13 protein-coding genes and 1 pseudogene are annotated in these 21,492 nt (G+C 47.6%); 10 read left to right on the top strand and 4 right to left on the bottom strand.

From position 1 onward, the window contains the following. Window positions 1-29 precede the first annotated feature (29 nt). The 3 genes from QUA54_RS03290 (at window position 30) to QUA54_RS03300 (ending at window position 4,091) form a co-directional block, all read left to right on the top strand. Entirely contained in the window at window positions 30-1,037 is a 1,008-nt protein-coding gene (locus QUA54_RS03290) for a protochlorophyllide reductase (protein WP_333413231.1), read from the top strand. A gap of 636 nt (window positions 1,038-1,673) precedes the next feature. Further along, window positions 1,674-3,839: a ShlB/FhaC/HecB family hemolysin secretion/activation protein gene (locus tag QUA54_RS03295; RefSeq protein ID WP_333413233.1), complete on the top strand. Its 2,166-nt coding sequence runs from the start codon at window positions 1,674-1,676 to the stop codon at window positions 3,837-3,839. Between the two features lie 78 nt (window positions 3,840-3,917). Then, on the top strand, window positions 3,918-4,091 hold the full coding sequence (locus QUA54_RS03300) for a hypothetical protein (RefSeq protein ID WP_333413256.1): 174 nt from the start codon (window positions 3,918-3,920) through the stop codon (window positions 4,089-4,091). Here the strand turns inward: QUA54_RS03300 and QUA54_RS03305 are convergent. From QUA54_RS03305 to QUA54_RS03320, 4 genes are read right to left on the bottom strand one after another with little or no spacing between them, the layout of a single operon-like run. Continuing rightward, complete coding sequence (locus tag QUA54_RS03305) at window positions 4,065-4,493, bottom strand: type II toxin-antitoxin system VapC family toxin (RefSeq protein ID WP_333413235.1); 429 nt, start codon at window positions 4,491-4,493, stop codon at window positions 4,065-4,067. The genes QUA54_RS03300 and QUA54_RS03305 overlap by 27 nt on opposite strands. Then, entirely contained in the window at window positions 4,490-4,705 is a 216-nt protein-coding gene (locus QUA54_RS03310) for a hypothetical protein (protein ID WP_333413237.1), read from the bottom strand. Before QUA54_RS03310 ends, QUA54_RS03305 begins: the two co-directional genes overlap by 4 nt. 14 nt (window positions 4,706-4,719) lie before the next feature. Beyond that, window positions 4,720-5,070, bottom strand: a complete 351-nt coding sequence (locus QUA54_RS03315; RefSeq protein ID WP_333413239.1) for a DUF5615 family PIN-like protein — start codon at window positions 5,068-5,070, stop codon at window positions 4,720-4,722. Beyond that, window positions 5,067-5,297 carry a DUF433 domain-containing protein gene (locus QUA54_RS03320; RefSeq protein ID WP_333406174.1) on the bottom strand — a complete coding sequence of 77 codons (231 nt, stop codon included), beginning with the start codon at window positions 5,295-5,297 and terminating at the stop codon, window positions 5,067-5,069. The genes QUA54_RS03315 and QUA54_RS03320 overlap by 4 nt, the downstream gene beginning before the upstream one ends. Before the next feature lie 164 nt (window positions 5,298-5,461). Between QUA54_RS03320 and QUA54_RS03325 the strand changes: the two genes are divergently transcribed. From QUA54_RS03325 to QUA54_RS03355, 7 genes and pseudogenes are all read left to right on the top strand, one after another. Then, window positions 5,462-5,722, top strand: a complete 261-nt coding sequence (locus tag QUA54_RS03325; protein WP_333200093.1) for a hypothetical protein — start codon at window positions 5,462-5,464, stop codon at window positions 5,720-5,722. A 247-nt stretch (window positions 5,723-5,969) separates the two neighbouring features. Continuing rightward, window positions 5,970-8,867 (top strand): two-partner secretion domain-containing protein, encoded by a 2,898-nt coding sequence (locus QUA54_RS03330; RefSeq protein ID WP_333413241.1) that lies wholly within the window; start codon window positions 5,970-5,972, stop codon window positions 8,865-8,867. A gap of 65 nt (window positions 8,868-8,932) precedes the next feature. Then, on the top strand, window positions 8,933-11,830 hold the full coding sequence (locus QUA54_RS03335) for a two-partner secretion domain-containing protein (RefSeq protein WP_333413243.1): 2,898 nt from the start codon (window positions 8,933-8,935) through the stop codon (window positions 11,828-11,830). Window positions 11,831-11,891: 61 nt separating this feature from the next. After that, window positions 11,892-14,783, top strand: a complete 2,892-nt coding sequence (locus QUA54_RS03340) for a two-partner secretion domain-containing protein (RefSeq protein ID WP_333413245.1) — start codon at window positions 11,892-11,894, stop codon at window positions 14,781-14,783. A gap of 61 nt (window positions 14,784-14,844) precedes the next feature. After that, window positions 14,845-17,730, top strand: coding sequence for an S-layer family protein (locus QUA54_RS03345; RefSeq protein ID WP_333413246.1), 2,886 nt, complete (start codon window positions 14,845-14,847; stop codon window positions 17,728-17,730). Between the two features lie 65 nt (window positions 17,731-17,795). Then, window positions 17,796-20,687, top strand: a complete 2,892-nt coding sequence (locus QUA54_RS03350) for a two-partner secretion domain-containing protein (protein WP_333413248.1) — start codon at window positions 17,796-17,798, stop codon at window positions 20,685-20,687. A gap of 65 nt (window positions 20,688-20,752) precedes the next feature. Then, window positions 20,753-21,421 (top strand): annotated as a pseudogene (locus QUA54_RS03355) (filamentous hemagglutinin N-terminal domain-containing protein); the annotation flags it as partial. Window positions 21,422-21,492: the final 71 nt, after the last annotated feature.

The raw sequence follows: 21,492 nt of genomic DNA on the forward strand, positions 1-21,492 counted from the left end.
TAATCAATAGCGGAAGCGCTTTTAACAAGATGGCACAAAATCATAAATCAACGGTTATCATCACCGGCGCTTCCTCCGGCGTCGGTTTGTACGGCGCGAAAGCTCTCGCAGACAAGGGATGGCACGTAGTCATGGCCTGTCGGGACGTGCGGAAAGCCGGAGACGCCGCCCAAGAGTTGGGCATACCTGAAGGCAGTTTCTCCATCATGCAGATTGACTTGGGCGATTTGGACAGCGTGCGCCGGTTTGCTCGGGCTTTTAAGGCAAGCGGCAGGCCTCTGGACGCTTTGGTGTGCAACGCCGCCATTTATATGCCTTTGATTAAGGAACCGCTGCGGAGCCCGGAGGGTTACGAGTTGACGATGACTACCAATCACCTGGGTCATTTCCTGCTGTGCAACCTGATGATGGAAAATATGAAGCCTTCCTACTATAACGATGCGAGAATCGTGATTTTGGGAACTGTTACTCACAATCCAGACGAGTTGGGCGGGAAGATTCCGCCGCGCCCGGATTTGGGCAAGTTTGAAGGTTTTGAAGCGGGTTTCAAAGACCCGATTTCGATGGTTGACGGCAAGAAGTTTGAACCGGTCAAGGCTTACAAAGATAGCAAAGTTTGCAACGTGCTGACGATGCGGGAATTGCACCGCCGCTTTCACGAATCGACGGGGATTACTTTCACTTCGCTTTATCCGGGATGCGTGGCGGATACGCCGCTGTTCCGCAATCACTATCCTTTGTTTCAGAAGCTGTTCCCGCTGTTTCAGAAGAATATCACGGGGGGTTACGTGTCGCAGGAGTTGGCGGGGGAAAGGTTGGCGATGGTGGTTGCCGATCCAGAATACAAGCAATCTGGGGCTTATTGGAGTTGGGGGAACCGCCAGAAAAAAGATGGTAAGTCTTTTGTGCAGAAGGTTTCTCCCCAGGCCCGCGATGATGAAAAAGGCGAGCGGATGTGGGAGTTGAGTGCTAAGTTGGTGGGATTGGCTGACGGGGCTCAAATGGGTGCTGCGGCTGGTGCGGGCCGCTCTGCATAATTCATAGTTAGAAACCCCTGATATAAGACTAGGCTGTTGAAACCGCGTCTGGGCACAGGAGGTGGGTAGACGCGGACTCAAGAATAAAGGGGGTATTAAATTCGGATTTGGTATGATGCACCAAAATCAAAGAAACCGGGTTTTTTAGTGGCTCTGCGGGTTGTAACTCAAATCTTGCACTATTCTTAAGAACAGGCAAGATGCCTGTTCCACAAGAAAATTTCTCTCTTGTGGAACAGGCATCTTGCCTGTTCATAAAAAGATTATTGAGAATGGTGCAATATCTCAGTTGTAGCGCGTTTTTTCGGACACAACCCGGTTTCTGGTTTACCCTGGCGTGCAGGGCTATTCTGGTTGCTGCATTAGCATGAAAGCGTAGGTTTTGCAACAAAAAAAATTTGGTTTTTTTTACCGTTTACGATCGGCTTACACGATTTTTTTTCGGATAAGAAACCGATTGGTGCGTAAGAGTTGGGAAAGGAACAAGGGTCGATAGACATTTTGCTTTTTAGCGCCTGCGAAACTGTTGGCGGCGACGGCTGTTTCCTTTTTTGCTGTTAAGATTGATTTTTACTTGAGGGTGCTCACTTCCTGAAAATATTTTTCCCCACTTAAGCGAGATAATAATTAGATCCTATGGCTTGTCGCTCACAAAAACTATTTTTACTCGCTGGAATTTTTGGGTTAGTTTGGCTGGGAAAACCAGCGAAAACATCCGCTAGCACAGTTGAAATTTTGACTTCAAATGTTGAGGATTTGGCAGCAGTCAGCAGCGGAGGCGATCGAGCTTTAGCCCCCAACGATACCACTTTTGACAAACGCGAAGACTTGCCGATAAAAGACGAGGAAACGCAGTTACCCACAGAGTCAGAACACTCGGTGGCGGCGGAAACTCCCGACTTACCGCCGTCTGCGGCAAATTCAGTCGATGTGACATCTTACACCATTCTCAAGAACGGGCAAGATGCCTGTGAAGCGAAGAGTGAGTTTTCTTGTGGGGTGGGCATCCTGCCCGCCCGTAAAAGGCTTATTGACCATGGTGCAACTTCTCAGGCCGATCGCACATTCAGCACAAAAACTCAAGAAACCGAGATTTTAAACCGAGATCAAAAGCTAGAAAAAAATATTGGCATAAAAAAAACCAATTTGGGTATCGATCGCGACTCGCAACTAAGCCAACTGCCGAACCCAATTCTGCCCCGAGACCCCGAATTACCAGCTCCTGAGCCGCCGCAACCGCCTGCGCCGTCTCCCCTCCAACCAACGCCGCCAACACCAGTTCCCGGCGATGCTAGGCCGGAGATTCCGGGTACAATTCAGGTCGATCGCTTTGAATTTGAGGGCAACACGGCTTTTAGCGATCGCGAACTCGCAGAAGTTATTAAAGAGTTTGCGGGGCGCGAAATCACGTTTGCGGAACTGATCGCAGCCGAAGCAGCCGTCACTCAAAAATATGTAGCCGCAGGATATATCAATTCCGGCGCTGTAATTCCCGCCAACCAAACCTTTCCGAGATCGGGAGGTGTGGTGACAATTCGGATTGTAGAAGGCGGATTAGATGAAATTGTGATTACTGGAAACAGGCGCTTAAATTCAAATTACGTGCGATCGCGCCTTGAGCGCGCTACCAGACGGCCCCTAAACCGATCTCGGTTGCTGGAAGCATTGCAACTGCTGCAACTCGACCCCTTAATTGCCAATATTTCCGCCGAATTGCAAGCCGGAAGCCGCCCGGAAAACAGCCGCTTAGAAGTGCGGGTAAAAGAAGCAGACAGCTTTAACGGTGAAGTGTTCGCAGACAACAACCGATCGCCCAGCGTCGGCAGTTTTCGGCGCGGTGTTCGCATCAATCAAGCAAATTTGCTCGGTTTGGGCGACGGATTAGAGGTATCTTATGCTAACACCGACGGCAGCAACGAATTCAACGGCAGCTACACAGTCCCCGTCAACGCGCGCAACGGCACGATTGGGTTCGCTGCAGGTGTTGCTAGCACCAACATCATTGAGGAACCCTTCGATGCTGCTGAAATTGAGGGGAAATCGCGGACTTACGAGTTAACTTACCGCCAGCCGATTGTCGAAAAGCCCGATCGCACTTTGGCTTTGGGACTGAGTTTTTCGCGGCAAGAAAGCGATACATTCCTGTCTGGGGAACGATTTGCGCTTTCGGCGGGAGCAAATGAGCGCGGCGAAACGCGGGTTTCGGCTGTGCGATTTTTTCAAGAATACGTGCAGCGGAGTTCCAGCCAAGTGTTCGCGGCGCGATCGCAGTTTTCCCTCGGTACCGATTTTTTGGGCGCTACTGCGAACGATAGCGGGCCCGACAGCCGCTTTCTGGCGTGGCGCGGACAAGCCCAGTACGTGCGGCTGCTAGCACCAGAAACCTTGCTGATAGTGCGTTCCGACATTCAATTAGCCGATCGCCCCCTGCTTTCCCTCGAACAAATCGGGATCGGCGGCGTTCAAAGCGTGCGCGGATACCGCCAAGATTTGCTGTTAACTGATAGCGGTGCGATCGCCTCTGCTGAAGTGCGAATTCCGGTTTGGCGTGTCCCAGAAGTCCAAGGGTTGTTGCAAGTCGCTCCGTTTATCGATTTTGGGTTAGGGTGGAACCATTCGGAGGAAAAGGCGAATCCTGACTCGGATAAACTGCTGGGTGCGGGTTTGGGGCTGGTTTGGCAGATGGGCGATCGGTTGAATGTGCGTTTAGACTACGGTATTCCTTTGATAAATGCTCGATCGGGCGATCGAACTTTGCAGGAAAAAGGCATCTACTTTAGAATCAATTATTTTCCGTTTTAAATTGTAGGTTGGGTTGAGCGCGATCGAACCCTACGCTTCGCTTCGCCCAACACTTTCATCTTTAGCGCTGACGGTCAAATTTTATTAAGTGGCGGCCTCGATCGCACCATCAAACTGTGGGATCTCGCAACCGGATGTTGTATGAGGACGTTGATGGGCGATCGGCTGTATGAAGGCATGAATATTCGAGAGGCAACGGGATTGACGACTATTTCTACTGACACTTTAAACTGTCCAATCTTCGATCGATAACCCTGTTACTTTACCAAAATCTCTATGATTGCGGGTTAACAAAATCAACCCACGGAACATTGCAATTGCCGCGATCCGAGCATCCATCTTTGCCAGTTGAATCCGTTGTGACTGTAATCGATCGAATGTTGTAGCCGCACCTGCATCGAATGAGACAAGGGGCAACACTTTGAAGTCACTAAGGAGTCGCGCCATCATTGTATACCCTTTCACTACGTCATCCGGGTTACGAGCACGATTAATATAAGCGTGACAGCCAAGCATCTGTTCGTGAAACGTTACAGTCGATACGGCAAAATCTGATAGTGGGTACTGAGCCATGCGCGTCGAAAGGTTGCTAAAATCTCTCCCTGCTTGACGTTGAAGAATACTCAGATGATCTGTATCCAGTAAATATTTCATAGCTCATCTTGAGCTTCGAGGAGAGACTCATCCCCTTGGCGAATCGCTCGTCCATAGGCAAGTAGCTCATCAAAGGCAGGTTCATCTTTGAAAGACCCTATAATTTGTTGCAACCAATTCGTCGGTTGAGAAGCCACAACTTGCTTCTGCAACTGGGCGATCGCTGCTTCCACTGCTGCAAGCCGTTCCTCTAAAGAAGTGTTAATTGCCATTTGAGTTTCCCTAATTAATCATTTCTATCTAAAGGATAGCGAGTCATGTCCAAACAATCGGCTCCGCCCACAATTATATCGCCTGTAACCTCAACATTGCCTGAGCTATTCACAACTTGCAATGTCGAACAGTTTCCAAGGCGAAGCCAAATAACTTTCGGTGGATTCCCAAATACTAAGCTCAGGTCGTGCATATCGGCGTCTTTCGAGACAATCATCAAATCATTGTCTTTTGCATAATCCCAAACTACTGGGTCGATCGTTGCTTTCATCCCCACATCTCGAACGTGAAGCGAATTTGGGAAAATATCGCTCAAACTGTTCGGTAACTTGGGCGACAAGTTTTCATCAAAAAGTAATTTCATGCGGATAAGGTTGCGGTCATAAACCGACGCTCACGGTCAGCAGCATAAGCAATACAGGCTTTTAAATCTTCTCGCGTCAGATCGGGAAAATCGTCGATAATTTCTGCTTCGGTCATCTCGGAAGCCAGGTACTCAAGCACTTCATAAACCGTAATTCGCAAGCCGCGTACACAAGGCTTACCACCGCGTTTATTTGGCTCGATCGTGATGTGGTTTCGGTAGTTCATAGTTGGAATTATCGTCATTGTGTTCTCGACCTTTGCCAAATCTTAGCCTATAGCTGCCGAGCTGGCAAGGTTGTCAATCTTGTTTTTAATACGATTAGCATCGGAATTAATATTACCCACACCTTTGCAGACGGCAGTGCCGTATCCCTACAATTAATAGCGGTATGGAAACAGCACGGCGCCGTGTCTTCTATATTATTTCGGTGCAATCGGAATTGATATCAGTTATCTTTAGCGCTGACGGCCAATTTTTATTAAGTGGGGGTCTCGATCGCACGATTAAGCTGTGGGATGTCGCAACCAAACGTTATATTAAGACGTTGATGGGCGATCGGCTGTATGAAGGCATGAATATTCAAGACGCAACGGGATTGACGAACGCTCAAAAAGCGACATTGTTGAGAGCGTTAGGCGCGTTGGTGTAGCCTGCGGGTGGTTTTCGCGATCGCCTTAACTCAGCGCTTAACTGACGGATTTTGAGTGATGCAATTTGGACAATCCTATGAGTGGATTCAAACTGCGATCTCAAATCCCGTAGCATCGGAATTATGTAGTGCGAGCATCCCCCCTCGCTACTTGGATCGCGAGCGGGGACGCTCGCACTGATACGATCCAAATATATAATTCTGATGGAAGCGGAAACGATATTATTTATATAACAGGATTTAAGCTATGTCTCGCCTGTCTTCCGGCCTACTTTTTGCTTTCCTGTTGCTATTTCCCTCGAAAACCTTCGCCCAAATTATCCCCGATAATACCCTGGGGCCGGAAAGTTCGCGGACAGTTCCCGATACTATCAACAATTTACCCTCTGATAGAATCACTGGCGGGGCAACTCGCGGCGTTAACCTCTTTCACAGCTTGCGCGAATTTAACATCCGTCAAGGGCGGGGAGCTTATTTTGAAAATCCCAGCGGAATTGCCAACATCTTCACGCGCGTTACGGGCGGCAACCCTTCTAATATTTTAGGAACTCTGGGAGTTTTAGGCAACGGTAACTTATTTTTAATTAACCCAAAAGGGATTGTCTTCGGCCCGAATGCTCGGTTAGATTTGCGCGGTTCGTTTATTGGTTCAACCGCTGACAGTATTGTGTTTAATAACGGCTTTGAATTCAGCAGCACCAACCCGCAAACATCTGCACTGTTAACAGTTAATATTCCCGTTGGTTTAAGATTTCGGGAAAATTCGGGTGCAATTGTCAACCGTTCCACGGCTTTAGGAAAGGTAAACCTCCCAGCCTCTGCTGTGCCCATTCCGATTAGCGATCGAGTTGGTTTAGCAGTAGAACCAGGTCAAACTTTAGCACTCATTGGCGGCGACATCCAACTCCAAGGCGGCAATTTAACCGCCAGCAGCGGACAAATTTTACTCGGTAGCGCAGCCAGTCCCGGTTTAGTTAATTTCGCACTGACAGCGGGGGAAAAGGGAAATTTAACTTTAAATTATGACAATATTCAGAACTTCGGCAATATTCAAATAGCCGATGGAACACTCATCAACACCAGCGGCACCGGTGGCGGTAGAGTAGAGTTAAAAGGTGGAAATGTCGCCCTCAGCGGTGCGCGGATTTATGCGCTGACACTGGGAAATATTGATGGTAGAGGTATCGATATCAGCGCTCAAAAGTTGCGAGTGGAAAACGGATCGCAATTTTCTACCCTGACTCTAGGAGATGGTGCAGGAGGTCATATCAACTTCCGCGCTGCTGATTCAGTAGAAATGAGCGGGCTGGGAGTTGAGGGCTATCAACAGGTTGCAATTAAATATTTGGTATCGGGAACTACAGACCCGTTTGACCCGCTATTTGTGCTGTTTAATGCTAGTGCTGGCGCTGGTTCGGGGGGGAATATTACGATCGACACCGGCCGCCTGCTCTTCAACAATGGGATAGTAGGTAGCGGCATCACTTTTGGCGGTGGAAGGGGCGGAAATTTAATCATTCGCGCCAATACTTTTGAGATGGTGGGTTCTGGAATTAACAACGGCACAGCTAAAGAAAGTACCGGTGCGGGAGGAAGCATTAGTGTTGATGTCGCGAGATTAATTATGCGCAATGGTTCTATTCTCGGTACGACGAGCTACAGCAGCGGCGCCTCGGGGAATATCAACATTAATGCTGCTGAATCAGTAGAATTGTCTAACAGCGGCCCGACAACAGTTGTCTCAACCGGAATTAGCACGCTGAGTATCGGATCTAACGGCAGGGCGGGGAATATTAACGTCGATACCAAGCGGTTGACTCTCTCTGGGGGTTCTGCGTTTACATTAGGAACGGGTGTTTTAGTTGGCAGGTTTTTGTTTTCTCAGGAGGGCGGACCTGCTGGAAATTTAACTGTTAGGGCTACTGAATCAGTAGAAATTTCAGGTATTTCTCAACTTTTGACCAGCGGAATTCAGAATGCTAGTGCGCTGACTTCTGGAACTTTGAGCTCTAGTCGGGGCGGGGATATTCGCATTGATACGCCCAGCCTAACCGTGCGGGATGGGGGGATAGTTTCTACGAGTTCTTTGGGTGTAGGAGATGTGGGGAATATTACTGTTAATGCCGATCGCATTGAGGTCAGCGGCAGCGGAAATAACGGTCTGTTTGTCAGTACAATTGATGCTTCGGTGGGCAAGACATTTGGTACTAATCCCAATGCTACGGCAAATGCGGGTTCGTTGAATCTGAATGCCGATCGATTAATTGTCAGAGATGGAGCTACAGTCACGGTGCAGGCAACGGGAACCGGGCGCGCTGGTAATATCAATATTGTCGCAAATTCGATCGACCTTGACAATAAAAGCAGTATTGACGGCACGACTATATCCGGTACAGGAGCAAATATTAACCTGCAAGCGCGATCGATCCAATTGCGCCGCAACAGCCGAATTACCACGGATGCAGGCAGTTCTGACGGCGGCAATATTAACATCAACAGCAACATTCTTGTCACCCTCCCGCAAGAAAACAGCGACATTACAGCCAACGCCCGCACAGCAGGCGGCGGCCGCGTGAATATCAATGTCCCCAATGTCTTCGGCTTTACAGCAGCCAGTCGCGAACAAGTCAGAAGCAGGTTGGAGCTCAGTGACACAGAATTTGCAGCGTTGCAAGTAAGTCCTACATCCCTGCTTCCCAGCAGCGACATCGCGGCGATTTCCCAAAGTGGCGGCCCGGCTTTGCAAGGGGCGGTAACATTTAGTTCTTTTGGAGTGAATCCTGCTCAAGGTTTAGTGGAACTGCCGCAAAATTTGGTGAATCCGGCTGCGTTAATTGCTGCAAATCCCTGCATCCAAGGGGCCGAAAACGAGTTTACTGTGACAGGTCGGGGGGGATTGCCACCTAGTCCTCACGATGCCCTCAGCAGCAATTTTAGCCAGTTTACTTGGGTGGAACCACCGGTAGGTGGAAGTCAGCAAATAGAAGACCACAGAGCATCCATAGAAGTTCAGCCAACAGAAATTATGCCCGCTCAAGGTTGGGTAATGGACGATCGAGGACAAGTAAAGCTGGTAGCCTATAATTCTGGTGGTGGTGCATCTATTCGCAGTCCGAAATCGACGGGTGTTTGCGTACCTCGATAGATACTCTTCAGGTTTTAGCTAACCCGTCGCTATTTTCCTCATACTAAATTAACCAAACTTAAAAGATGCCCCGCCAATCTTCCACCCTATTTTTTGCATTCTTACTGCTGTTTCCTTTGCCTGCGATCGCCCAAATCATCCCTGACAGCAGCTTGGGTGCAGAAAGTTCGCGGACAGTGACCGATACTATCAACAACTTACCCTCTGATAGAATCACAGGCGGTGCAACTCGCGGCGTTAACCTCTTTCACAGCTTGCGCGAATTTAACATCCGTCAAGGGCGAGGAGCTTATTTTGAAAATCCCAGCGGAATTGCCAACATCTTCACCCGCGTTACGGGCGGCAACCCTTCTAATATTTTAGGAACTCTGGGAGTTTTAGGCAACGGTAACTTATTTTTAATTAACCCAAAAGGGATTGTTTTTGGCCCCAATGCGCGGTTAGATTTGCGCGGCTCGTTTATCGGTTCAACTGGTAGCGGCGTTCTCTTTGATAATGGCTTTGAATTTAGTGCAGCTAATTCTAATACAGTGCCATTGTTAGCGATTAATATTCCTGTGGGTTTAAGATTTCGAGACAATCCCGGTACAATTGTCAACTCTTCCCAAGCAATTGGCCCCACACCAACCTTACCGCCATTGCCCGTAGAAATTCCTGTTTCTAACAAACTTGGTTTAGCAGTAGACCCCGGTCAAACTTTAGCATTAATTGGCGGTGACATTCAACTACAAGGAGGAAACTTAACAGCTTATACCGGACAAATATTGCTGGGAAGTGTGAAAAGTCCAGGTTTAGTGCAATTTGAACCAACAGCTTTAGGTTTGAATTTAAACTACAGTAATATTCAGAGCTTCGGCAATATTGAAATGAACGGCGCATTGATAAATACCAGCGGATTAGGAGGTGGGAAAGTCGATATTCGAGGGGGAAATATTAATCTTAATGGTTCAGGAATTTATGGACTGACACTCGGAAATATAAATGGTAGAGGCATTGACATCAATTCCCAAAACTTACGAGTAGAGGGGGGGTCGCAAATTTTCGCCTCCACACTAGCAGAAGGAAGAGGAAGCGATATCAACATCCGCGCTACTGACTCAGTAGAAATGAGTGGGATTGGCTTTGAGAGCTATCAACAATTTTTAGTTAATTATCGGAGATTGAGAACAGTCGATCCTTTTGATCCGCAAATTGTTCTGACCACTGGCACTTCTGGCACAGGAGCCTCAGGAGACATCACGATTGATACCGAACGCCTGCTGATAGGCAATGGGGCTGTGGCAGGTAGTAGCAGCACGTTAGGTGCGGGAAATGGGGGAAATATTAACATCCATGCCAACTTTCTCGATCAGGCTGGTTCTACGGTCAGCAGTGGGTCATTAATGGGTAGTACCGGTACGGGGGGAAACATCACCGTTGCCAGCCAGAAATTAATTGTCCGTGATGGTGCTATTCTCACCACTACCACCAGCAGTCAGGGAGCATCAGGAAATATCACTATTAAAGCTGCTGAATCAGTAGAAGTGTTAAGGACTCCCCCTGGGAGTGTGGTGCAAACTTTGATCAGCGCCGCCTCTATAGATCCCAATGGGAAAGGTAAAGCCGGAGATATTACGATCGACACCAAGCGGTTAATTGCTGCCCAAGGAGCCGGAATTGCTGTATCGAGCGGTGGGACTATTGGCAATAGTCTCTTCTCTAATGGGGGACCCGGAGGCAATTTGACAATTAGGGCCTCTGAGTCGGTAGAGTTAGTAGGTATCTCTGGAGTTTTGGCAAATGGAGAATACAGTCTTAGTTTCTTAGCAAGTGAAACCAGTGGTTCTAGTCAGGGAGGCAATATTTACATTGCCACGCCTGTGCTGACTTTGCGGGATGGGGGAGTAATTTTACAGTCTTCTTTGGGTAAGGGAAATGCAGGCAGCCTCACGATTGATGCCGATCGCGTAGAAGTCTTGGGCAGTGCTCTTAACGGTCGATTTATTAGTCAAATTGACGGTTCGGGGGGCAATTTCTTGGGAATTCCCATTCCCAACGCTACGGGAAATGCGGGTTCAATTAATCTCAAGGTCGATCGATTGACGGTTCGGGATGGGGCCGCGATCAGCGTCCGGGCTCTGGGAACGGCGCAAGCTGGTACTCTCACCGTTGTAGCCGACTCAATTGCCCTTGATAACAAAGGCAGCATTAATGGCACAACTGATGCAGGCGGCGGGGCAAATATTAACCTCCAAGCGCGAGACATTCAGTTGCGGCGCGGTAGCAGAATTACCACCGATACAGGTAATTCAGATGGTGGAAATATCAGAATTAATAGCGAACTTTTGGTAGCCTTACCGCGAGAGAATAGTGATATTACAGCTAATGCTCGCACAGCTATGGGCGGACAAGTTACAGTCAATGTACCAAATATCTTTGGATTTACCAGCATTAACCGCGAACAAGCCAGGAATAGTTTACGACTGAGTGATGCTGAATTTGCAGCGTTGCAAGTAAGTCCGACTTCTCTAATTCCTACCAGCGATATTGCGGCTATTTCCCAAAGTAGCGGCCCAGCTTTGCAAGGAGCAGTAACGTTTAGCACTACTGGGGTAAATCCCGCTCAAGGGTTAGTAGAATTAGAGCAAAATGTAGTCGATCCCAGCACCTTAATTGCTGCTAATCCCTGCATCCAAGGGCAAGAAAACGAGTTTACTGTGACTGGGAAAGGAGGAGTGCCACCGAGTCCTAATGAGGCCCTCAGCAGCGCAGCAGCGCCGTTTCCTTGGGTGGAACCAGCCTTAGGTGGAAGTCAGCAAGTAGAAGGCGAAAAAGCATCCATAGCAGTTGGGCCAACAGAAATTATTCCCGCTCAAGGTTGGGTAATGGACGATCGAGGAGAAGTAAGGCTGGTAGCGTATAATTCACGTGGTGGTGCATCTCTTCGCAGTCCGAAATCGACGGGTGTTTGCGTACCTCGATAGGTACTCTTTAGGTTTGATCTGCGCGCTCGTTTTTTCATACCAAAATAACAGGATTCCAAGTATGCCCCGCCAATATTCCACCCTATTTGTTGCATTCTTACTGCTGTTTCCTTTCCCCGCGATCGCCCAAATCATCCCTGACAGCAGCTTGGGTGCAGAAAGTTCGCGGACGGTGACCGATACTATCAACAACTTACCCTCTGATAGAATCACTGGCGGTGCAACTCGCGGCGTTAATCTCTTTCACAGCTTGCGCGAATTTAACATCCGTCAAGGGCGGGGAGCTTATTTTGAAAATCCCAGCGGAATTGCCAACATCTTCACCCGCGTTACGGGCGGCAACCCTTCTAATATTTTAGGAACTCTGGGAGTTTTAGGCAACGGTAACTTATTTTTAATTAACCCAAAAGGGATTGTCTTCGGCCCCAATGCGCGGTTAGATTTGCGCGGCTCGTTTATCGGTTCAACTGGTAGCGGCGTTCTCTTTGATAATGGCTTTGAATTTAGTGCGACCGATGCTAATACAGTGCCATTGTTAGCGATTAATATTCCTGTGGGTTTAAGATTTAGAGAAAATTCTGGCACAATTATCAACACTTCCCAAGCAATCGGCCCCACACCAACCTTACCGCCATTGCCCGTAGAAATTCCTGTTTCTAATAAACTCGGTTTAGCAGTAGATCCCGGTCAAACTTTAGCATTAATTGGCGGTGACATTCAACTACAAAGAGGAAATTTAACAGCTTATACCGGACAAATATTGCTGGGAAGTGTGAAAAGTCCAGGTTTAGTTCAATTTGAACCAACAGCTTTAGGTCGGAATTTAAACTACAGTAATATTCAGAATTTTGGCAATATTGAAATGAACGGTGCGTCCATCAATACCAGCGGATTAGGAGGTGGAAAAATTGACATCAGAGGTGGAAACGTCACCGTCAGTAGTTCGGGAATTTATAGCCTAACATTGGGAAATATTGATGGTAGAGGGATTGACATCAACGCTCACAATTTACGAGTAGATAAAGGAACGCAAATTCTTACTTCAACCTTGGGAGATGGAAACGGGAGTAATATGAATATCCGCGCTACTGACTCATTAGAAATGATTGGGTTGGGAATAGGAGGCTATCAGCGATTTTATACCCAATATATATTATCTGGAACCATCAACCCCTTTGACCCCCAAATTGTAATTAATAGTGGTACTTTGGGCAGTGGAAATTCTGGAGAGGTTAACATCGATACCGGACGGCTGCTGTTGCGTGATGGGGTAGTAGGCGGTACCGCCACCCTGGGTGCTGGAAATGGGGGAAATCTGACTGTCCGCGCTAACACCTTCGAGATCGTTAGTTCAGCAATCAATAATGGAACAACTAAGAAAAGTACCGGATCTGGCGGCAATATCAATATTGAGGCCCAACGGTTAATTATACGCGATGCAGGTGGTTTAGTTAGCATCAGCCGCAGCGATGGAGCATCAGGAAATATCACGATTAAAACAACTGAATCTGTAGAATTGTCGGGGGGTATTTCTGGAAGTGCCGCGCAAACTCGTATCGGTACAAACTCTTTTGATGGCAATGGTAAATCCGGGGATATTACCATCGACACTAAGCGGCTAAGTGTTTCTGATGGAGCCTCAATTAGTTTATCAACGGGTGCGGTTGTTGGGCAAGTCGTGTTTTCTAGAAATGGAGGTCTAGGAGGAAATTTAACTGTGAGAGCTTCCGAGTCTATCGAAGTGAGCGGGGTATCTGGAGTTTTGAGAAATGTAGGATTCGGAGCGAGTGCTCTGGCTACTCAAACTTCAAGTTCTGGTCGGGGTGGAGATATCCACCTCTCTACACCGATGCTCGCTCTGCGGAATGGTGGAATTATTTCTGCGGCTTCTTTGGGTGCAGTAGATGCCGGAAATATTACTATTGATGCCGATCGCATAGAACTTAAAGGTGCGGGGAGTAACGGTCGTTTCGCAAGTAGAATTGAGGCTTCGGCTGGCAGCTTTTCTCTTATTGTCAATCCCAACGCTACGGGGAACGCGGGTTCATTAAATTTGAATGTAAATCGATTGAGTATCCGGGATGGAGCAACGGTTAGTGTTCAGTCTTTAGGAAGGGGAAGGGCTGGAAATATTAATGTTGTAGCTAACTCAATTGCTTTGGATAACAAAGCGAGTATTGATGGTACAACTGAATTTGGCGGTGGGGGAAATATTAATATCAGGTCGCAAGATATCCAGTTACGGCGCGGCAGCAGAATTACAACGGATGCAGGGATTTCTGACGGGGGAAATATCAGAATTAATAGCGATATTTTGGCTACTTTACCCAATGAAAATAACGATATTACAGCTAATGCGCGTACTGCTATGGGCGGTCAAGTTACAGTAAATGTCCCGAATGTTTTTGGTTTTACAACGGTGACACGGGAACAAGCCAGAAGTAGTTTAGGGCTAAATGACGCTGAATTTGCAGCTTTACAAGTCAATCCAACTTCTTTACTTCCCACTAGCGATATTGCGGCTATTTCCCAAAGTAGCGGCCCAGCTTTGCAAGGAGCAGTAACGTTTAGCACTACTGGGGTAAATCCCGCTCAAGGGTTAGTAGAATTAGAGCAAAATGTAGTCGATTCCAGCACATTAATTGCTGCTAATCCCTGCATAGAAGGGGCAGAAAACGAGTTTACTGTGACTGGGAAAGGAGGAGTGCCACCGAGTCCTAATGATGCTCTCAGCAGCGCAGCAGCGCCGTTTCCTTGGGTGGAACCAGCCTTAGGTGGAAGTCAGCAAGTAGAAGGCGAAAAAGCATCCATAGCAGTTGGGCCAACAGAAATTATGCCCGCTCAAGGTTGGGTAATGGACGATCGAGGAGAAGTAACGCTGTTAGCGTATAATTCTGGTGGTGGTGCATCTCTTCGCAGTCCGAAATCGACGGGTGTTTGCGTACCTCGATAGGTACTCTTCAGGTTTGATCTGCGCGCTCGTTTTTTCATACCAAATTAACAGGATTCCAAGTATGCCCCGCCAATCTTCAGCCCTAATTTTTGCTTTCTTACTACTGTTTCCTTTCCCTGCGATCGCTCAAATTATCCCTGACAGTAGCTTGGGTGCAGAAAGTTCCCGCACAGTACCCGCAACTATTAACAATTTACCCTCAGATATAATAGAAGGCGGTGCAACTCGCGGTGTCAATTTATTTCACAGTTTACGAGAATTTAACGTCGGTGAAGGCCGAGGATCATATTTTGCCAATCCTAACGGGATTGCGAATATTTTTACCCGCGTTACGGGTGGCAATCCTTCCAATATTTTAGGCGTGTTGGGAGTTCAAGGCAGTGCTAACTTATTTTTACTTAATCCCAAAGGAATTGTATTTGGTCCCAATGCGAGGTTAGATTTACGCGGCTCATTTATCGGTTCTACAGCTAGCGGCGTTCTCTTTGATAAGGGCTTTGAATTTAGCGCTGCCAATTCTAATGCAGTGCCATTATTAGCGATTAATATTCCTGTGGGTTTGAGATTCCGAGACAATCCCGGTACAATTATTAACCAATCAATTGCTGCTAACCCATCACCGCCTGACCTTCCCCTACCATTACCAATTTTTAATAAAATTGGTTTAGCAGTAGACCCTGGTCAAACCTTAGCGCTAGTAGGTGGAGATATCCAATTCAACGGGGGAATCGCTACCGCCAGTACCGGACAAATCCTTCTGGGCAGTATCAAAAGTCCAGGTTTAGTGCAATTTGAACCAACCGCATTAGGTCTGAATTTAAACTATGGTAATATTCAGAACTTCGGCAATATTGAAATGAACGGTGCGTCGCTCAATACCAGCGGATTAGGAGGAGGGAAAGTTGACATCAGGGGTTCAAATGTCACTCTTAACGGTTCAGGAATTTATGGACTGACACTAGGAAATATGGAGGGCAGAGGCATTGACATCAATGCCCAAAACTTACGATTAGAGGGGGGGGCGCAAATTTTCACCACGACCCTGGGAGAGGGGAAAGGGAGCGATATCAACATCCGCGCTACTGACTCAGTAGAAATGATCGGGTTGGGAATTGAGGGCTATCAGCAGCTTACAGAAAATTTTCAGACATCTGGAACAGGCAACCCCTTTATTTCGCAAATCGTTCTGTTCACTAGCGCTATTGGCAGTGGAGCAGCCGGAGATATTAACATTGAAGCCGGACGGCTGTTGATGAGCAATGGGGTAGTGGCCGGTGCCCCCACCTTTGGTGCTGGGAATGGCGGAAATTTGACTGTCCGCGCCAACACCATCGATCTCGTCAGTTCAACACTCTATAACGGAACAACGAACCAAAGCACTGGTCAAGGCGGAAACATCACTGTTGAAGCCCAACGGTTAATACTGCGCGATGGCGGTGCGTTTGCCAGCTTCAGCCTTAGTGATGGAGCATCGGGGAATATCGCGATTAAAGCGAGTGAATCTGTGGAATTATCGGGTAGTCTTCCTGGAGGTCTAGGGCAAACTCGGCTCGGCACGAATACTTTTGATGCGAATGGAAAAGGTGGGGATATTAGCATCGACACTAAGCGGCTGAGTGTTTCTAATGGAGCCACAATTAGTTTAACGACGGGTGCGATTTTTGGCCAACTCGTGTTTTCTACAAGTGGGGGGACGGGAGGAAATTTAACTGTGAGAGCCTCCGAGTCTATAGAAGTGAGCGGCGAGTCAAGATTTTTGGGGAATGCGGGCTATGTAGCAAGTTCTTTTGTTACTCAAACTGCGAGTTCTGGTAGAGGTGGAGATATCCGCCTCTCAACACCTAAACTAACTGTGCAGAATGGCGGCGTTATTTCTGCGGCTTCTTTGGGTATAGCAGATGCAGGAGATATTACAATTAATGCCGATCGCTTACAAGTGCAAGGTATTGGGAGTAACAGTCGGTTGAGAAGTGGAATTGAGGCCTCGGCTGGTAGGGCGTTTAATGCTGTCAATTCCACTGCTAGCGGAAATGCAGGCTCGTTGAATTTGAATGCTAATCAATTGATTATTCGGGATAGTGCAGTGGTTAATGTTCAATCTTCAGGAACAGGTAGGGCTGGCAATATTAACGTTGTAGCCGATTCAATTGCCCTGGATAATAAAAGCGTAATTGATGGCACGACAGTCTCTGGTACAGGGGCAAATATTAACCTTCAAGCGCAAGACATTCAGTTGCGGCGCGGCAGTAGAATCACCACGGATGCAGGTATTTCTGAGGGCGGTAATATCAAAATCAATAGCGAACTTTTGGTAGCTTTACCGCGAGAGAACAGTGATATTACAGCTAATGCTCGCACAGCTAGGGGCGGACAAGTTACGGTCAATGTACCAAATATCTTTGGATTGACCAGCATTAACCGCGAACAAGCCAGGAGTAGTTTAGCACTGAGTGATACTGAATTTGCAGCGTTGCAAGTAAGTCCGACTTCTCTAATTCCTACCAGCGATATTGCGGCGATTTCTCAAAGTAGCGGCCCGGCTTTGCAAGGAGCAGTAACCTTTAGCACTACTGGGGTAAATCCCGCTCAAGGGTTAGTAGAATTAGAGCAAAATGTAGTCGATCCCAGTACCTTAATTGCTGCTAACCCCTGCATAGAAGGGGGAGGAAACGAGTTTACTGTGACTGGGAAAGGAGGAGTGCCACCGAGTCCTAATGATGCCCTCAGCAGCGCAGCAGCGCCGTTTCCTTGGGTGGAATCAGCCTTAGGTCGAAGTCAGCAAGTAGAAGGCGAAAGAGCATCCATAGAAATTCCGCCAACAGAAATTATTCCCGCTCAAGGTTGGGTAATGGACGATCGAGGACAAGTAAGGCTGGTAGCGTATAATTCAGGTGGTGCTGCTTCTACTCGCAGTCCGAAATCGACGGGTGTTTGCGTACCTCGATAGGCACTCTTTAGGTTTTAGCTAACCCTTCGCTATTTTCCTAATATTAAATTAACCAGACTTCAAAGATGCTCCGCCAATATTCCGCCCTATTTTGTGCATTATTAGTGCTGTGTCCTTTCCCCGCCGTCGCCCAAATCATCCCAGATAGCAGCTTGGGTGCAGAAAGTTCGCGGACTGTTCCCGACAGGATTAATAATTTACCATCGGACAGAATAGAAGGCGGTGCAACTCGCGGAGTAAATTTATTTCACAGTTTACGAGAATTTAACGTAGGTGAAGGCCGAGGAGCATATTTTGCGAATCCTAACGGGATTGCGAATATTTTCACCCGCGTTACGGGTGGCAATCCTTCTAATATTTTAGGTGTGCTGGGAGTACAAGGGAATGCTAACTTGTTCTTACTTAATCCCAAAGGAATTGTCTTCGGTTCCAATGCGAGGTTAGATTTGCGCGGTTCATTTTTAGCAAGTTCTGCTGATAGCGTAGTTTTCGAGAATGGCTATCAATTTAGCAGCAGAAATTCCCAATCAATCCCGCTGTTAAATGTCAATATACCGCTCGGTTTAAACTTTCGAGAAAATCCGGGAAAAATCCTTAACTCTTCAGCAGCACCAGCCTTGATTTTACCAAAATTACCCCCAGCAATCCCGCAGATTTTCAATAACACGGGCTTAGGAGTTGGGCCCGGACAAACTCTCGCCCTAGTGGGCGGAAAGCTTGAATTAAATCAGGGAACACTCACTGCATCTACCGGACAAATTTTGCTCGGTAGCGTCGCTAGTCCGGGGATGGTCGGATTGGGGACAACGCCATTTGGATTAAGTTTAAACTATGACAAGATTTCCAACTTTGGTAATATTGAAATAACCAACGGCTCACTAATCAACACCAGTGGACTAGGTGGTGGCAAAATCGATATTCGAGGTGGAAATGTTAACCTCAACGGTGGGCGAATTTATGCACTAACTTTGGGAAATATCGACGGTAGGGGTATCGATATTAACGCTCAACAGTTTCGGGCCCAAGGTGGAGCGCAAATCTCCACACTGACAGCAGGAAGTGGTGCCGGAGGCGCGATCGACATCCGCGCTACCGACTCAGTAGAACTGATCGGGATTGGATTTGAGAGCTTTCAAAACTTTGTCAAAAATTATACAGCCTCTGGAGGAATCAACCCCTTTGACCCACAAATTCTGCTGGAAACAAGCACTGCTGGCACGGGAAATGCGGGAAACATCTTAATCGATACTGGACAACTGCTGATCGACAATGGAACCGTATCGGGTAGCGCTACGTTAGGTGCTGGCAACGCCGGAAATATGACCATCCGTGCCAGGATTTTCGATCTGGTAGGTTCAGGGATCAACAGCGGCACACTCGCGGGGAGTACGGGTAGGGGAGGAAATATCACCTTTGAGGGAGAACGTTTTATCGTACGCGATGGCAGTGCGCTCATCAGCACCACTCGCAGTGAAGCACCATCGGGGAATATCAACATTAAAGCGAATGAATCAGTAGAAGTGCTGCGGACTCCGGCTCGAAGTCCCGTAGCAACCTTGATTGGTACAACCGCAATCAGCATTAACGGGAAAGCCGGAGACATTAATATCGACACGAAGCGGTTGAGGATCTCTGAAGGGGGCGGAATTAGTTTATCTAGCGGCTCGGTTGTGGGCAACCAACCCTTGAATACAACTGGGGGGCCAGGAGGTAATTTAACAATTAAAGCTACTGAGTCAGTCACACTAGAGGGTATTTCTGGAGTTTTGGCGAATGGGAGTCGGAATCCTAGTTTCATCTCCGCTGATACCAACTCTGCTGCTCGGGGAGGGAGTATGAACATTTCTACACCTTTAGTAATTCTCCGCGATGGAGGACTTATTTCTACTGCATCTTTAGGCAAAGGAGAAGCAGGAAGCCTCACGATCGATGCGGGGCGCGTAGAAATTATTGGTAATGGGGGTCAAGGTGAATTTAACAGTCAAATTCAGACTTCCGTTGGCATTGTCTCTCGCGTTAGAAACCCCAATGCTACGGCTAACGGAGGTTCCTTGAATCTGAATGTCGGGCAATTGATTCTTCGCAATGGGGGAACTCTAAATCTGCAAGCATTGGGTTCGGCACGGGCTGGTAACATTAACGTCAAAGCAGATTCTATTTCCCTTGACAACCAAAGCAGCATTGACGGTAGAACGGCATCCGGTGCCGGAGCAAATATTAACCTCGAAGCACGGGATGTTCAGTTGCGCCGAGGGAGCAGAATTACAACTGATGCCAGTATTTCTGATGGTGGCAATATCAACATTAAAAGCGATATTCTGGTTGCTCTCCCCAACGAAAATAGCGATATTACTGCTAATGCGCGATCGGCTCAAGGTGGTCGCGTTAATATTAATGTCCCCAATGTTTTCGGGTTTACATCAGTGACTCGCGAACAGGTGCGAGCGAGTTTGGGATTAACAGATGCTGAATTTGCAGCGTTGCAAGTAAGTCCGACTTCTTTAGTTCCTACCAGCGATATTGCGGCGATTTCCCAAAGTAGCGGCCCGGCTTTGCAAGGTAGTGTTACATTTAGTTCTTCAGGGGTGAATCCTGCTCAAGGTTTAGTGGAACTGCCGCAAAATGTTGTCGATCCGGCTGCGTTAATTGCTGCAAATCCCTGCACGCAAGAGGCCGGGAGCGCATTTACCGTCACTGGGAAAGGAGGAGTGCCACTCAGTCCTAATGATGTTCTCAGCAGCCCTCTATCGCCGTTGCCTTGGGTGGAAACAGCGGTAGGTGGAAGTCAGCAAATAGAAGGCCTCATACCATCCCTCGAAATTCGACCAACAGAAATTATTCCCGCTCAGGGTTGGGTAATGGACGATCGAGGAGAAGTAACGCTGTTAGCGTATAATTCACGTGGTGGTGCATCTCTTCGCAGTCCGAAATCGACGGGTGTTTGCGTACCTCAATAGGTACTCTTCAGGTTTTAGCTAACCCGTCGCTATTTTCCTCATACTAAATTAACAGGAATTAAAAGATGCAGCGCCAATCTTGCGCCCTATTTTTTGCATTCTTACTGCTGTGTCCTTTCCCCGCGATCGCCCAAATTATCCCCGATAATTCTCTGGGCGCGGAAAGTTCGCGCACAGTTCCCGATACTATCAACAGCTTACCCTCTGATAGAATCACTGGCGGTGCAACTCGCGGCGTTAACCTATTTCACAGCTTGCGCGAATTTAACATCCATCAAGGGCGGGCAGCTTATTTTGACAATCCCAGCGGAATCACCAACATATTCACCCGCGTTACTGGTGGCAACCCTTCTAATATTTTAGGAACTCTGGGAGTTTTGGGAAACAGTAACTTGTTTTTAATTAACCCAAAAGGGATTGTCTTTGGCCCCAATGCTCGGTTAGATTTGCGCGGCTCATTTATCGGTTCAACTGGTAGCGGAATTCTTTTTGATAATGGCTTTGAATTTAGTGCAGCTAATTCTAATGCAGTGCCATTGTTAGCGATTAATATTCCTGTGGGTTTGAGATTTCGAGAAAATCCTGGCACAATTGTCAACACTTCCCAAACAATTGGCCCCACACCAACCTTACCACCACTACCGATAGAAATTCCTGTTTCTAATAAACTTGGTTTAGCAGTAGATCCCGGTCAAACCTTAGCATTAATTGGCGGAGACATTCAACTACTAGGGCGTCGGTTCAGTATTAGGAGTTGACAAAAAAAGGAATTTATGAAATTAGCCAGTGCATGAGTTCGAGTCTA

This window comes from Microcoleus sp. MOSTC5, assembly GCF_036701825.1.
In the GTDB taxonomy this organism is placed as follows: Bacteria; Cyanobacteriota; Cyanobacteriia; order Cyanobacteriales; family Microcoleaceae; genus Microcoleus; species Microcoleus asticus.